A 13854-nucleotide genomic window follows, 5' to 3' on the forward strand; every position below is an offset into this window, starting at 1 on the left:
GGACTCGAGGCCGAGAGGTATCGCAGGGCTTGGAATAAGGGAATGGACTTGTTGTGGGTGCGGTGCCACCCACGACCGCGACGTCAACGCCGCAAAGAACATTCTCGCGCTCGGGCATGAGCGTCCAGTTGTGGGAATCCCCGCCCTTTAGGACGGGGAGGATGTCAAGCAGGCATACAAGCGCAGCGAGGCAGGAGGGTAACCGACGGAGTGTGTCGAATCTTGTCTCTGCTCAGGATACGCTGACCCTTGGGCGCTTTTTTGTCGGGGGCGTCAGCAATTGCCGTTAGAGTGTCAGTTGATAGCACCCGTTAACGAGGTATCTGTAAGTGCAGGACGAAGCAAACGCATCCTCAGCCAAACCGCTGCACCAGCACGTGCTGGACGCCATGGCGTGTTTTGAGGGCATCAAGGATGAGATGTTCGATGAGCTGATTCAGATGGCCACCGTGCATTTCGATGTGCCGATTGCGCTGATTTCGATTCTTGAAGACAGCCGCCAGTGGTTTCTGGCCCAGTCGGGCATGAGTGTCGGGCAGACTCCGTTGATCGACTCGTTCTGTGCGCGGGCTATCTTGACCAATGATTTTTTTCAGATCACTGATGTGCTCAGTGATCGGCGTTTTCGCGATAACCCGTTGGTACAGGGCGATCCGGGTATTCGCTTCTACGCGGGCTACCCATTGGTGACTGGCGATGGCGTGCCGCTGGGCATGTTCTGCATCATCGACACCCAGCCGCGTGACAGCCTCAATGCTGAGCAACAGACCATGCTCAAGCAAATAGCCAAAGTGGTCATGTTGCGCATCCGCGACTTGCGCGAAACCAGCTATGTTGACGCCACCATCGGCCTGTTCAACCGCCTCAAGTTCGAAAAAGACGTTGAGGCGTACCGCAACCGTGACGAGCCGCTGACGGTGATCGCTGCCGACATGATCTCGCCGGCGTTCCTCAATGAAATCGTCAAGTCGCTGGGCTACCCCTTTGCAGCCAAAGTGATGTTGCTGCTCAAGGACAAGCTCAAGGTCATCATTGGCGAGCGCGACCTGTACAAGATCAGCCCCACGCGCTTTGGCTTCATGGTGCCGGGCAACGGCGATATCACAGACTTGATCGATCAGCTTTCCAGAGAAATCGAGCAGCCGATCGAATGTTCCGGTATCCCTCTGCAACCGCGGGCCGGGCTGGGCATGTTACGGCTCTGCCGTGGCGACTGGCATGAAGACTGGCTGCGCTGTCTGGTCAGTTCGGCTGACCATGCCCGGCACAAGGGCAAGGGCTGGGTGTACTTCGAGCCAGAGCTGGATCGGGCCCAAGTGCGTGCGTTTACCTTGCTGAGTTCGTTGACCATCGCGGTAGAGCGTGAAGACCAGTTCTTTCTGGAATATCAGCCCAAAGTGGATACCCATACGGGCCGGATGTGTGGCGTCGAGGCGCTGCTGCGCTGGCGGCATCCGGAACTTGGTTTGATCAGCCCCGGTGAGTTCATCCCGCTGGCGGAAAAGACCCCGCTGATTGGCAAGATCAGTCTGTGGGTGGCGCATCATGCGCTGGAGCAAGTGGTTGTATGGAAGGCGCTGGGGCATGACTGGCCGGTGTCGATCAACGTCTCGGCCGCCGACATGGCCAACTCGGCCTTCGTCGAGCACTTGATCGGCTTGCTGCGTGAGAAAGCCATCGAGCCGCATCTGCTGGAGCTTGAGTTCACCGAAGGGGCATTGATGATCAGCCCGCAGGTGACTCACCGTAATCTGGAGCGCATCCGTGACTGCGGCATTCACCTGGCGATTGATGACTTCGGTACGGGCTACAGCAACTGGACTTATCTGAGAACCTTGCCGGCCACGACGGTGAAGCTGGATCAATCGTTCATGCGCGATGCATGCATCAACCCCAAGGACCGCGCAGTGGTGATCTCGATCATCCAGTTGGCGCAGACCATTGGCTACAAAGTGGTCGCAGAAGGGGTCGAGACCGCAGAACTGTACGAGTTGCTCAAGGAATGGGGCTGCGACCAGATCCAGGGCTACTACATCGCCCGGCCGATGGGGCCGCAAGCGTTGCTTGCGTGGGCGGGGCAGGCGCAGGACTAGCCCCCCTGCCAGGCCCTCTTTTTTGAGGTCAGGCTTGTGCCTATATAAATCAATGGGTTAGGTCGGTGCTGAGAAAAAGGGTTCCCGGCCCGGAATCAGCACTTTTCTCTTTTAAAACGTAGGCTTAAAGAGCAGAGTGTCTACTTCACTGCCGTATAGGCAGCTCAGAAATCGGTCGGGGTGGCGACGCTGTCGATCAGGTCCTTCACTGCCGTATAGGCAGCTCAGAAAGAAACCCATCCCAAAGGGGGCAGATCCTCAAACTTCACTGCCGTATAGGCAGCTCAGAAAAGAAAGGCCAGCGCAAGCTGGCCCAGGCTGATCTTCACTGCCGTATAGGCAGCTCAGAAACCAGGCAACATGCCGGATTTCAAGGCCGGTAACTTCACTGCCGTATAGGCAGCTCAGAAAAGTGCGGTGCTTTGTGCTGCCCTGATTTCAGGCTTCACTGCCGTATAGGCAGCTCAGAAAAAGGTCAGTTGGGCATTTGAAGCACGGCGCACCTTCACTGCCGTATAGGCAGCTCAGAAATCAGCCCTTGTCGCTTCCGTCCTTGAGCAGGTCTTCACTGCCGTATAGGCAGCTCAGAAAAGGCAAACATACCGATGGTTGGCCATGCATTCCTTCACTGCCGTATAGGCAGCTCAGAAAAAAATCGTTTGCTGCATTTGCTCCGTGTATTGCTTCACTGCCGTATAGGCAGCTCAGAAAACCAGTAATGAGCCGACCACCATGGGTGGCAACTTCACTGCCGTATAGGCAGCTCAGAAAAACCCCGGCCGACTTGGCGAGACTGGCTAGATCTTCACTGCCGTATAGGCAGCTCAGAAATGGCAGCGGATGGGTTACCTGATTGTCGGCTGCTTCACTGCCGTATAGGCAGCTCAGAAAGCAGGCAGCGGCGCAGCAGACCTCGCAACCGCCTTCACTGCCGTATAGGCAGCTCAGAAACTCTCCTTCGCCATCACCGCCAGATGAGCCACCTTCACTGCCGTATAGGCAGCTCAGAAATTGGCCCCGGCTCCGATTGAAACACCGCAGGCCTTCACTGCCGTATAGGCAGCTCAGAAAACTCGGACTCACCCAGGGTCGCACCCTTGTGCCTTCACTGCCGTATAGGCAGCTCAGAAAACTTCCGCGCAACGTCCTCACGTATTCGCCGACTTCACTGCCGTATAGGCAGCTCAGAAACGATCAACAACCTGCCCGATGCGGTGCTGGCGCTTCACTGCCGTATAGGCAGCTCAGAAACACATCCGCATAGGCCTTAACAACGTCGCCGCCTTCACTGCCGTATAGGCAGCTCAGAAACAGCGATGCAGATCAGCAGGGCCAGGCGCTTCCTTCACTGCCGTATAGGCAGCTCAGAAATGCTCCTGCTGTTCCTCCCTGGCCTGTTTTTCCTTCACTGCCGTATAGGCAGCTCAGAAATCTACAGGATGTCAAATCGAAGTGGGCCGTCCCTTCACTGCCGTATAGGCAGCTCAGAAAGTAATTGCCGGAGAACTTAACCTTCAATGATTCTTCACTGCCGTATAGGCAGCTCAGAAAATGGTCCCCGCTGCGCTGCCGCCGCCACTGAACTTCACTGCCGTATAGGCAGCTCAGAAACTCGGGATTCGGTCTAAACCCCGACAGCCTAACTTCACTGCCGTATAGGCAGCTCAGAAACTCGGGATTCGGTCTAAACCCCGACAGCCTAACTTCACTGCCGTATAGGCAGCTCAGAAACTGATCGACTACCAGGTGCGAAAGACCACCACCTTCACTGCCGTATAGGCAGCTCAGAAATGACCCAGTTCGGCCGTGACCTGCGGCATCGCCTTCACTGCCGTGTAGGCAGCTCAGAAAAGTAGTAGACGATCCTGATGTTGGGGAGCTTGATTCACTGCCGTGTAGGCAGCTCAGAAAATCAGGATGCGCCACGGGGTAGCGAACATCGACTTCACTGCCGTGTAGGCAGCTCAGAAATCACCAGGTGGGTCGCCAGTCAGCAGCACAACCTTCACTGCCGTGTAGGCAGCTCAGAAAAGATCCGGGCAGCATGGTGGGTATGTAGGGGCCTTCACTGCCGTATAGGCAGCTCAGAAAATCGCAGACTGCAGGCACTCGCAGCACAGCGACTTCACTGCCGTATAGGCAGCTCAGAAAAGAACCGGACAGGGCGCGAACTGTACATAAATCTTCACTGCCGTATAGGCAGCTCAGAAATGTACAACACGCTCAAGCTGGGTCGGTACGTGCTTCACTGCCGTATAGGCAGCTCAGAAAGACCGGCGCAGATTTGATCGACGGACAGCTGCCTTCACTGCCGTATAGGCAGCTCAGAAAGCGAGAATTGGGAAGCCTCACAGGGCCGTGGTCTTCACTGCCGTATAGGCAGCTCAAAAATCTATTGATGCTGCCCAGCGGGCGGCAAAGGACTTCACTGCCGTATAGGCAGCTCAGAAAGTATCGGGCGCAATAGCCGCGATGATCAGTATCTTCACTGCCGTATAGGCAGCTCAGAAATTTCCCCTGCCCAGCGCCAGAAGCTGGAGCGCCTTCACTGCCGTATAGGCAGCTCAGAAAAGCTCGCGCGGGCTCTCACCCGAGTTCTGGTTCTTCACTGCCGTGTAGGCAGCTCTGAAAAGATTCAAATCGCACAGTCCTGAGAGCCTTGGCTTTACTGCTGTGTAGGCAGCTCAGAAACGTTGCCGCAGTCGATTTCCAGCGGCTTGGTACTTCACTGCCGTGTAGGCAGCTCAGAAATGCAGTGTGCCCGGATCCGCAGATTTCAGAACCTTCACTGCCGTATAGGCAGCTTCGCAACTAAAGCCAATACTGTTCTGTTAGACCGGTGGTAGCCCGCTTGCTGGCGAAGACGGCGGCACATTCGCAGTAGATGCTGTGACTTTACCGGCCCTTTCGCGACCAAGGTCGCTCCCACAAAGGCATGCGGTGCTTATTTGAACAGTATTGCAACTAAAGCCAATACTGGTCAGTTAGACCGGTGGGAGCCAGCTTGCTGGCGAAGGCGGCGGCACATTCGCAGCAGTTGCTGTGACTTTACCGGCCTCTTCGCGAGCAAGCTCGCTCCCACCGGGGGCATACAGTACCTGAGCGAACAGTATTGCAACTTAAGCCAATACTGTTCGTCAGGCGCTATAACTCTGTGGGAGCGACCTTGGTCGCGAAGAGGCCGGCGGGTCTGGTTGGGGCCTTGTGGGAGGGAGCTCTGCTTGCGACAGGGCCAGTAAAATCGGCACATCTGCTGTGGATGTAACCCTGCAGTCGCCAGCAGAGCTGTCTCCCACGGACCTGGCCAGTCTTAACTGATCGGCATTATTCCTGCCATGCCCTGTGCTTGCTGCTCGAAAGAAAGGGAGTCTCTTGCAGGTTGCCCAGCCAACACCCATGGCCTGGTCATGAAGATGACCAGGCCATGTTTGCTTAGTGCTGCGGCTTCGACGGTTCCAGGGTCGTCTTGGCCGTATCGTGACCTGCATTCAGGTTGGCGCGGATATCACGCACCTGATTGGCCGTCACGGCACCTGCATTGTTCGACCAGCCCTGGCGCAGGAAGCTCACCAGTGCGGCGGTCTCGCTGTCGTCCATGCGCCAGGCGAAGCCCGGCATTGGCAGCACGGCGGGGGCGCGGGCGGTCGATGGGGTGGTGGTGCCGGCCAGGATCACGTGGATCAACGCAGTCGGGTTGTCGGCATTGATGATGGTCGCACCGTCCAGGCGCGGGAACACCCGCGATGCGCCTTCACCGGCCACGAAGTGGCAAGCCCCGCAGTTGTCCAGATACAGACGCTCACCCAGGGTCAGGTCCTTGGCAGCGGTCAGCTTGGCAGCAGTGGCCGCGCTGCGCTGCGGGTCGTGCTGATAGGTGGCCTGGCTGGCCGGCAGCGACTTGAGGTACGCGGCAATGGCGTGCAGGTCGGCGTCGGTCATGTGCGAGGTGCTGTTGGCGATCACGTCGGTCATCTCGCCGCCTACCGAAGCCTTGGCGTTGCGGCCAGTGCCCAGGTAATCAACCAGCTCTTCCTGGGTCCAGTGCGGCATTCCGCGCAGGCTTGGCACCGACCAGCCATTGAGTTCGCCACCGGCCAGGTAGGTCGCGCTTTTCTCGTCCAGGCCGCGCTCCTGCATGGTCAGTGCCCGTGGCGTGTGGCACGAGCCGCAGTGGCCCAGGCCCTGCACCAGGTAGGCACCGCGGGCGATCTGCGGGTCTTTGCCATCGGTCGATACCTTGAGCGACACGGCGGCATCCTCCGGCAGTGGCGAGAACAGCGTGCGCCAGTAGGCCAGCGGCCAGCGGATCGACAACGGCCACGGAATGTCATTGGCCTTGTTGGCCTGTTTGACCGGGGCCACGCCATTCATGAAGTAGGCATACAGCGCCTGGGTGTCTTCATCGCTGGTGCGTGCATAGGACGGGAACGGCATCGCCGGGTACAGCGCCGTGCCGTCGTGGTTGATGCCACGGCGTACCGCTTGCTCGAACTGACCGTAGGTCCAGCCACCGATACCGGTGTCTTTGTCGGGCGTGATGTTGGTGGCATAGATGGTGCCGATCGGTGACTCGATGCCACGGCCACCGGCAAACTCCTTGCCGCCGTGGGCGGTGTGGCAGGCCACACAGTCACCGGCGCGGGCCAGGTATTCACCTTTTTTGATCAGCTCGGGGGTGACCGGCTGGGTCAGTTGCGCGGTTGCATCACCGGAGCGGTTCAACAAGCCTGCGACCAGCCAGCCGAGCAGCGCCAGGACCACACCCAGCACCACCAGGGTGAGCAATAGGGAACGGGATTTGGATTTCACTTTTCTCGCTCCTTATGCCTGCACCAGCGGGCCGGGGTTTTTCAGGTACTGTTCCTTGATCGCCTGCGCTGCATACAGGGTGATGGCGCCGATCATGGAGGTGGGGTTGGCCTGGAAGTTCTGCGGGAAAGCGTTGCCGCCCGGCACGAATACGTTGTGCACGTCCCAGCTCTGCAGGTAGCGGTTCAGCGCGCTGGTCTTGGGCGAGTCGCCCATCACTGCGCCACCGACGTTGTGGGTCGAGACGTACTTGGTCAGGTCCCAGTGCGAGTCCATGCCCAGGAAACTCTCGGTGTAGCTGTCGGGGCCGAGTTCCTTGGTGATGTCCAGGACGATCTTGCGCAGGTACTGCTGCAGTTTCAGCTCGTTCTGTTTCCAGTCGAAGGTGATCCGTGCCAGCGGCAGGCCCCAGCGGTCCTTGTAGTTCGGGTCCAGGTCCATGTAGTGGTCGCGGTACGACATACAAGTGGTGGTGATGCTGACCTTCATCGAGTGGCCGTACCAGTCGACCATGCCTTCTTTCCAGCCCTTGCCCCAGTCGGCGGTGCCGGCTGGCAACGAGGTGCCGATAGGCGCGCCGGTGGCTTGCGAGCTGTGAATCTTGGCGCCGCCAATGAAGCCCGCCGCGTTGCCGTCGAAGTTGCCTGGGGATACGTCGTTGAACATCTGCCCGGTGGCACCGGCGGTGGCGAACGGGTTGAAGAACTTGTCTTTGAAGAACAGCGTCGCGTTACCGTTGCTGAGGAACGCGTAGTTGCGGCCCACGGTGCCGGTTTCAGTCACCGGGTCATACGGCTGGCCGATACCGGAGAGCAGCATCAGGCGCACGTTGACGAACTGAAAGCCCGCCAGCACCACGATTTTCGCTGGCTGGAACACAGTGTTGCCGTCGGCGTCGGCGTAAGTCACGCCCTTGGCGGTCTTGCCGTCCGGGTGCAGCTCGACCTTCAGGACGTTGGCATTGACCTTGTAGTCAAAGTTGTCCATGCGGTTAAGCGCATCCATCACGGCGGTCTGCGGCGATGCCTTGGAGTAGTTCAGGCACGGGTACTTACTGCAATAGCCGCAGTAGTTGCACGGTGCGATCTGGTTGCCGTAAGGGTTGGTCCACGCCTGGGAGACGTTGGCCGACGGGTTGGGGAAAGGGTGGTAGCCCAGCTTGCGCGCCACGTCGGCGAACATCGAGCAGTTCAGGGTGTCTTTCAGCGCCGGCAGCGGGTAGGGGTTGGAACGCGGGCCTTCGAACGGGTCGCCGCCTTCCATGATCTGCCCGCGCAGGTTGCCGGTGTTGCCCGACAGGCCGCAGATCATGTCGAATTTGTCGAGGTACGGCTCGATCTCTTCCCAGCTGAACGGGAAGTCACCGATGCGCATGTCGTCCTGCAACACGCCCTTTTTGTAGGCCTGGTCGGCGTAGGTCTTGAGCTTGATGTCGGTCGGCGTCGGGCGAATCAGCACGCCGGTCCAGTGCAGGCCCGAGCCGCCCACGCCGGTGCCCGGTTCGAAGGCACCCCACTTGCGGGTCGGCAGCGCCATGCTGCTGGTGTTGTGGCGTACGGTCATGGCCGCATCTTTGGGGGTTGCCATGATCTTGTTGCGCACGCCGTAGGCGTACTGGTCAGCCGGTTTGGGGTAGGCGAAGTCCTTGTTGGTACGGTCTTCGCCGCGCTCCAGGGCGCGGACCTTGAGGCCCGCCTGGGCCAGCTCGATACTCATCAACGAACCGGCCCAACCCAGGCCGACTACGACGACATCGACTTCGTCATTGGTAATGTTTGCCATAAAAACCTTGCTTGCGTGAAGGCGAATGTTCCGGGGTCAGCCGCGCTGGCCGCTGACACTGACCGGACCGAGGGGGTACTTGACGTTGTGCTGGGTGACCCATTCGACGTAGCTGGCGCGGGCACCGGGGAAGCCGATGGCAATCCACGCTTTCATGCCCTTGTTGCCGCCGTAGATCGGGTCGGCCAGGTAGCCCTGCTTGGTGTGGCCCAGCAGCTCACCGAAAAACTGCTTGGACTTGAGGATGTCCTCGCCATAGGCCCTGAAGTCGACTTCGCCGCTTTGCAGCTTTTTGAGCACGTCGTTCTGTACCGGCGCATCCAGCACCGCGAAGTTGTCGCGATGCTTTTCCTGGCACCAGGCGTTCACGGCCTTGATCGCCGTACGGTAGATCTGCTGTGGGGTGAACGGGATCTGGTAGCCCATGGTTGGCGGCGGGTTGGCCGGGAACGGGCCTTCCAGATAGATCTCGCTGCCCAGGTCGCTGGCCAGTTGCTGGTCGATGAACACCGGTACGTTGGTTTCCAGCGCGCCAGGGCCACGGCCTTCGGCGGGGATCAGGCGGTCGGTGGCGGCGAGCACGAATGCCCATTCGCCAGGGCTGAAAAAGGTCGGGGCGTAGGTGTCCAGGCCCGGGGCAATCATCTCTGCGGCGGCCGCGGCACTCAGGCCTTTGACGGTCACACCCATTGCCGGCAAGGCAATCAGGGAGGAAAGCAGAAACTTCCTTCGCGATGTCGGTTTGTTTAACAACATGTAGGGATCACCTATGACTGCTCACAAGAAAATCCCGGACGACACAAGGCTCTAACACACGCCTGACGGCGCATCTGACCCTCTGCTTGAACGTTGGCGACAGGTTGCTGGACTGTTCGCACGCCGGCTGCCGCTCGCTTTCTTGAGGGCAAACGACAGCGTGGGCAAACGACCGGGGTCGTTGCCAGGTAGGCGAACAATTCAGGAACAGGGCTGGCAGGCCTTCTAGGCTGCTCTCATTGTGTTTCGTTTGCAGCGGGACGGCCGGGTCATTACGGTGACCCGGCTCGAACATAGAGGTGCGATACGGTTTGATCGCTTGCTCATCACGGGTTGTACGATGTTATCAGAGTCATTCGGCTATGTAACGAATGATTTCATAATGATAGTCAAGCGCTCTAGTGTCGCATTCTTGAGGTTGATTGCGCTGTCTTTAGGATGTCCGATTAACAAGAAAATCTTGTGAGATTTTCATGGTTATCTGATGACATCGCAGGCCCTCGAGCTTATCGCTTTCAGCCTTCAGGGCAGCGCCAGCCACTCGCTCTGCACCTTCTGGTAAGCCCCTGTGGCCTTGCTCAGGTGCAGCCACTGGTCGACATAGCTCTTCCAGTCCGCATCACCGCGCGGTAGCAGGTAGGCTTTTTCGCCGTACTGCATGTAGCGCGACGGGTTCACCGCGCACAGGCCCGGCAAGCGCTTTTGCTGATACAGCGCTTCGGACGAGTCGGTAATCATCACGTCGGCTTTTTTATCCAGCAATTGCTGGAAAATGGTGTTGTTGTCGTGGAAGGCCAGTTGCGCCTTGGGCAGGTGCGCGCGGGCAAATGCCTCATTGGTGCCGCCTGCCGGTTCGATCAGGCGCACCGCCGGCTGGTTGATCTGCTCGATGGTCTGGTATTTGTCCTGATCGACGCAGCGCACCAGCGGGATCTTGCCGTCCACATCCAGGGTGTCGCTGAAGAACGCCTTCTTCTGCCGCTCCAGCGTCACCGAGATCCCGCCCATGCCGATATCGCACTTGTTGGCGAGAAAGTCCGGCATCAGGGTCTTCCAGGTGGTCGGCACCCATTTGACCTTGACGCCCAGGCTTTGCGCCAATGAGCGCGCCATGCTGATATCAATGCCTTCGTACTCGCCATCGGCGCGCCGATAGGTGTAAGGCTTGTAGTCGCCGGTGGTACACACCGCCAGCTCGCCGGCCTGCTGGACCCTGTCCAGATGCGAGATCGGCTCTTGAGCCTGGACCAGACCGGACAGTCCCAACAGCAGGGCGGTGATTGCGGACAATTGCAGATTCATCGGGGCGGTTACTCGCTTGTTGGTATTGAGGGACCAGCAGGGTAACCGCTTTGACGCCCCTTACGGCAGCCGCATCGGTTACATGCGAAAGCGCATCACCATCGCGTTCAGCGCTACCGCCAGTTGCGACAGCTCACCGCTGGCGGCCGAGGTCTGGTTGGCGCCGGCAGAATTCTGCAGCGACAGGTCGCGGATGCTGGTCAGGTTGCGGTCGACTTCCCGGGCGACTTGCGCCTGTTCTTCGGTGGCCGTGGCGATGCTGATGTTGCGCTCGTTGATCAGAGCAATGGCGGCGGTGATTTCAGTCAGCGCTTTGCCGGCGGCTTCTGCGACCGTCAGGCTTTCCTGGGCGCGTTCGCGGCTCAGGCCCATGGCGTTGACTGCTTTGCCAGCACCGGTCTGGATCGAGGTAATCATGCTTTCGATCTCGGCGGTGGACTGTTGGGTACGGTGTGCCAGGGCGCGGACTTCGTCGGCGACCACGGCAAAACCGCGCCCTGCCTCACCGGCACGGGCTGCCTCGATGGCGGCGTTGAGCGCCAGCAGGTTGGTCTGGTCGGCGATGCCGCGAATCACATCCAGCACGCCGCTGATGTTCTGTACCTGAGTGGCCAGACCGTCGATCTCGGTGGCGGTGCTGCCGACCGCATGGTGCAGGTCGGTGATGACCGCCACCGTCTCGCTGACCCGTTGGCGACCATTGATGGCCGACTGGCTCGAGTCCTGGGCGGCATCCGAGGCCAGTGCGGCATTGCGGGCGACTTCCTCGACCGCCGCGCTCATTTGATTGATGGCTGTGGCCGCCTGGTTGATTTCATCGTTCTGGCGCTGGATACCGCGCAGTGCGTCAGCGGTGACCGCGCTGGTTTCTTCCGAAGTGGATGCCAATTGGTTGGAGGAGTGGCCCAGCTCGCCCAGCGTGTGGCGCAGGTTCTGCTGCATCACCGCCAGGGCGCCGAGCAGGCGGCCCGGCTCGTCATTGCCGTTCACCTCGATCGGCTTGCTCAGGTCGTTGCCGGCAATCTGTTCGGCGACATTTAGCGCCTGGGCAATCGGTGCCACCAGGCTACGGGTGAACAGCGCCGCCAGGACCAGGGTGGCAATCAGCGCGACGATGATCGCGGCGATGGTCACATACTGCGCCTCGGCATACACCGCGTCGGCCCGTTCGCCGGAGCGGGTGGTCATCAGCTCGACCTGGCGGGTGACCTCTTCGATGTCCTTGCTCAGGCGGTTGGCTGCCAGGGTCTGCTCGCCACCCGGCGCGGTAATGGCGCTGATCGCGTCTTCACGCTTTTGCTCAACCAGCTCCAGAAAGCGCGTATGCACGCCCAGATAAGCGATCAGGTTGGCCTCCATCTGGCTGTAGGCTTTCTGGCCATCCGGGTTGGTCAGCAGTGGCTTGAGCTTCCTCACATCGGCTTCGAGGTTGGCGCGGCCATCCTTGATGCGTTGGTGGGCCACCTGGAGTGCTTGTGGCGATTGGGCGGTACGCAAGTTGGTATTGCCAAGGCGGATGGTCAGCAGGTCGCTTTCAATATTGGCGATGGCCTTCACGGCAGGCATCACCTTGTCCTGCAACACTTGCCGGGAGTCTTTGAGTTGGGAGGCCTCGTACAGTGAGAACAGTCCGAAAGCCGAAATCAACAGGGCAAAAAAGCCGAAGCAGAGCAAGGAGCGGGGGGCGATATTGAGGTTTCTCAGGTTCATGCTGAAAGCCTGTCTACGGAGGAGGGGGCGGTCTGGCGCGCAGACCTTAACCGTTTCAGGCAAAGCTCGCTTGTTAGGCTTTGTGAAGTTCAGGGGCCATTTATCTTTTTTTAACGGCTATGGCGACGAAATTTGGCGTGGCTGAAATAGCAGGTGATAGGGCTGAAACGCCCGCGTGATAGCCATTTGACGCCATTGGATTGGCGGGCGTTTTCTGTCAAGGGCTGCTGCGGTCCGGTGCGACAAAATACCGCAGCAAGATTTTCTGGTTGATGCACCGACCTATTGCTGATTGCTCATGGGGCGGTGGCCGGGTCGGCTCAAACGTACTCCACCTTCGACTCCACCCAGCCGGTAAAGTCCGGGTGCAAACGAGCGGCTTGTTCCGCCAATTGCTGCGCAGTTTCATCACTCAGACCGTAGCGTTCATCAATCGCTTCGGCCAGCGCCTGCCAGTCCATGTCTTGGTTATCGTCCTCATCAGGTTCGACCCAGCTATCGACGTAGAACACCTGCCCCGAGCCCAGCTGGCGGATGAAGTCCTCAAGGCTGCCCGCCACCAGGCTCGACTCGCCCTCCGAGCCCATGAACACCACCGGCGGCGTGCCAGTCAGGCCGGGGTAGTACCACAGCAGAAACAGCGAGCCGGTGCCGTCCTGGCCGAACTGCACGAAGCTGTCGCCTTGCGCGGCCCAGCGCTGGCCACCAAACCAGTGGCCGAAGGTCTCGGCCAGATCTTCATCAGTGGTCGCAAGGAACTCGAAATCAATTGGCCAGGTGATCAGTTGGCGTTCGCACAGGCCTTCGATAAAAGCGATGGCGTCGCGGGTGGTCGGGTCCAGTTTGCTTTGCATGGTGGCTTTCCGTGAGGGGAGGGGGTCAGTAGACAGCATAGAGCCGAAAATCTTCGAGCCGGGGCGGGTTGCTGGCTGGCGACGCCGGGCGTCGGCTCAGCCGATCGGGGCTATGTATGCCATTTACCAAGCTGGCGCGAAAAGCCCCTTCCTTCAGGTGGGGGATGAAAGCGCCACCGCGAAGCGGTCATAGGGGTTAATATCCATAAAGCCGCCCCTATTCTGTGTTTCATGATTGAAATGAAAGCGACCAAAACCCTCAAGATTCGAGTGCGAGACAAGCATGCAGCGCAGCTGCGTGAAGCGTCTCGTGCTGTGAATTTTGTGTGGAACTACGTAAACGAGTTGAGCAGTCGCTCGATTCGTGAGCATGGTCGTTTTCTGTCGGCGTTCGACATTCACAAGTACACCAACGGGGCCAGCAAAGACCTGGGACTGCACAGCCAATCGGTGCAGGCTGTTGCCGACGAATATGTCACACGGCGCAAGCAGTTCAAAAAGCGTCAGCTACGCTGGCGCTGCTCGGGCGGCGCTCGGCGCAGCCTCGG

The 13854-nt window shown here is 59.3% G+C and carries 8 protein-coding genes, 1 pseudogene and 1 CRISPR repeat array; of the genes and pseudogenes, 3 read left to right on the forward strand and 6 right to left on the reverse strand.

All coding sequences use genetic code 11. From position 1 onward, the window contains the following. Positions 1-34: 34 nt before the first annotated feature. Positions 35-151, forward strand: coding sequence for a zinc ribbon domain-containing protein (locus NJC38_RS28550; protein WP_253118139.1), 117 nt, complete (start codon positions 35-37; stop codon positions 149-151). 178 nt (positions 152-329) lie between these two features. After that, on the forward strand, positions 330-2093 hold the full coding sequence (locus NJC38_RS28555) for an EAL domain-containing protein (protein ID WP_253118136.1): 1764 nt from the start codon (positions 330-332) through the stop codon (positions 2091-2093). Positions 2094-2236: 143 nt separating this feature from the next. Then, positions 2237-4904: a CRISPR direct-repeat array (repeat unit 28 nt; unit sequence CTTCACTGCCGTATAGGCAGCTCAGAAA). 621 nt (positions 4905-5525) lie between these two features. On the opposite strand, the gene NJC38_RS28560 is transcribed toward NJC38_RS28555, so the two are convergent. The 6 genes from NJC38_RS28560 to NJC38_RS28585 form a co-directional block, all read right to left on the reverse strand. Next, positions 5526-6902 carry a cytochrome c gene (locus NJC38_RS28560; RefSeq protein ID WP_052483343.1) on the reverse strand — a complete coding sequence of 459 codons (1377 nt, stop codon included), beginning with the start codon at positions 6900-6902 and terminating at the stop codon, positions 5526-5528. Positions 6903-6914: 12 nt separating this feature from the next. Then, the gene (locus NJC38_RS28565) at positions 6915-8684 is read right to left on the reverse strand and encodes a GMC family oxidoreductase (RefSeq protein WP_045482728.1); all 1770 of its coding nucleotides are present in this window, start codon (positions 8682-8684) and stop codon (positions 6915-6917) included. 36 nt (positions 8685-8720) lie between these two features. After that, a complete protein-coding gene (locus NJC38_RS28570; RefSeq protein WP_045482725.1) occupies positions 8721-9440 on the reverse strand; it encodes a gluconate 2-dehydrogenase subunit 3 family protein in 720 nt (239 codons plus the stop codon). A gap of 522 nt (positions 9441-9962) precedes the next feature. Continuing rightward, positions 9963-10742, reverse strand: a complete 780-nt coding sequence (locus NJC38_RS28575) for a transporter substrate-binding domain-containing protein (RefSeq protein WP_045482721.1) — start codon at positions 10740-10742, stop codon at positions 9963-9965. A 78-nt stretch (positions 10743-10820) separates the two neighbouring features. Next, on the reverse strand, positions 10821-12452 hold the full coding sequence (locus NJC38_RS28580; RefSeq protein WP_253118137.1) for a methyl-accepting chemotaxis protein: 1632 nt from the start codon (positions 12450-12452) through the stop codon (positions 10821-10823). Between the two features lie 320 nt (positions 12453-12772). Continuing rightward, on the reverse strand, positions 12773-13306 hold the full coding sequence (locus NJC38_RS28585) for a hypothetical protein (protein ID WP_253118138.1): 534 nt from the start codon (positions 13304-13306) through the stop codon (positions 12773-12775). Between the two features lie 240 nt (positions 13307-13546). Between NJC38_RS28585 and NJC38_RS28590 the strand changes: the two are divergent. Continuing rightward, a pseudogene (locus NJC38_RS28590) lies at positions 13547-13854 on the forward strand (RNA-guided endonuclease TnpB family protein); the annotation flags it as partial.

The sequence above is a fragment of the Pseudomonas sp. 21LCFQ010 genome, from assembly GCF_024129905.1.
Classification (GTDB): domain Bacteria; phylum Pseudomonadota; class Gammaproteobacteria; order Pseudomonadales; family Pseudomonadaceae; genus Aquipseudomonas.

Coding starts and splice junctions, on each gene's coding strand:
- NJC38_RS28575 (WP_045482721.1), bottom strand. CDS start 10,742: ATGAATCTGCAATTGTCCGCAATCACCGCCCTGCTGTTGGGACTGTCC.
- NJC38_RS28565 (WP_045482728.1), bottom strand. CDS start 8,684: ATGGCAAACATTACCAATGACGAAGTCGATGTCGTCGTAGTCGGCCTG.
- NJC38_RS28580 (WP_253118137.1), bottom strand. CDS start 12,452: ATGAACCTGAGAAACCTCAATATCGCCCCCCGCTCCTTGCTCTGCTTC.
- NJC38_RS28570 (WP_045482725.1), bottom strand. CDS start 9,440: ATGTTGTTAAACAAACCGACATCGCGAAGGAAGTTTCTGCTTTCCTCC.
- NJC38_RS28585 (WP_253118138.1), bottom strand. CDS start 13,306: ATGCAAAGCAAACTGGACCCGACCACCCGCGACGCCATCGCTTTTATC.